The sequence below is a fragment of the Mycobacterium scrofulaceum genome (genome assembly GCF_001667885.1).
Lineage (GTDB): Bacteria > Actinomycetota > Actinomycetes > Mycobacteriales > Mycobacteriaceae > Mycobacterium > Mycobacterium scrofulaceum_C.
Map to the genome: position 1 here is coordinate 1 of NZ_LZJW01000158.1, position 1,379 is coordinate 1,379.

Annotated in this window: 1 protein-coding gene; it reads right to left on the reverse strand. The window is 68.6% G+C overall.

Annotation, left to right across the window (positions count from 1 at the left end):
• On the reverse strand, positions 1–1,379 hold a 1,379-nt coding region (locus A5681_RS22615; RefSeq protein ID WP_231996399.1), incomplete at both ends, for a condensation domain-containing protein.

Sequence of the window (1,379 nt, forward strand, 5' to 3'; positions counted from 1 at the left end):
CCGCGCCGCACGTGGGTGCAGATGCCGGTCAGGGCGTCGAACCACAGCTGGCTGAGCCGGGCGATCTGGGTGTCATCAAGAGCCGAGGTCGCCCAGGTCCAGGTGGCGTTGAGCTGAGGGCCGGTGTCAGTGTCGATGGTGGCGGCGTTGAGTTCAGCCGTGTGCGACAACGGCATCGGCGCCGTGCTGGCCGCGGCGGTGTCCGACAAACCGTCCTCGCTGATCAGCCACAGCTCATCGATAGCCCCGGGCGCGGTCGCGCTGAGCCGCCCGAGGTAGTTGAATCCGATGGTGGGGTCGGCTGGGGCCAGGACGGTGTCGGGGTTGTGGTAGCGCAGCAGTCCGTAGGTCAGGGGGTGGGGCAGGGCGCGTAGTTGTTCCTTGGCGGCCTTGACGATCGGGCCCAGTGCTGGGTCGCCTGCTGTGATGTGGTGCCAGCCCGGCCCGGTGACGTTGAGTGCGACGGGGTATTTGGTGGTGAACCAGCCCACGGTGCGCGACAGATCCACCGCGTCGGCGAGGTCGTCGTAGCGGCCGTGGCCTTCGACGTCGATGCCCACGGGTTGGCCGGTCGAGCCGAGGAATTCGGTCCAGGCCAGCGCGTAGGCGATGAGTAGGATGTCGTGGATGCCGGTGTGGAAGGCCGCCGGGGCGTCGGTGAGCAACACCTGGGTGGTCTCGGCGTCCAGGGTGGCCGTGAGGTGTCCGGCGTTGGTAAAGGTGTCGCTGGGCCGCGGTGGGGGCAGCGCGGCCGGGATGCCGCTGATGTGTCGCCAGGTGTCGGCCTGTGCGGTGACGGCCGGGGTGTGGGCGTGCTCGTCGAGCAGCGCGGCCCACCGCTGGAATGAGGTGCCGGTTTGGGGCAGGGTGATCGGCTGTCCGTGGTGGTACTGGGCCCACGCGATGTTGAAGTCCTCCAACAGGATCCGCCACGACACCGCATCCACGGCCAGATGATGAACGATCACCACCAGCTGGCCGGTAGTGGAAACCCACAGCGCGCTGAGCATCACGCCACCGCCGGGGTCGAGCCGGGACCTGGCCTGGCCGAGGACATCATCGGTCAGCGCGTCGACGGTGTGCAGGCACTGAGCGCCGTCGACCGCCCCGGGCCCGGGAACGGCCAGGGACCGCGCGCTCGTATCGGCCCGTGCCCGCAGCATGGGGTGGTGGTCGAGCAGCGCTTGCAGCACGGCGAGCACCTCGGCGTGCGTTGCGCTCGGCGGTGCGTGCAGGACCATGGTTTGGTTGAACTGGTCGATCGGGCCGTCAATGTCGAACAGCCAGTGCATGATTGGCACGGGCTTGACGGGCCCGATCCCTTCGTCGGTGATCCGTTCATGACCGTCGGTGATGCCAGGGATGCGGGCCAGCCGTTC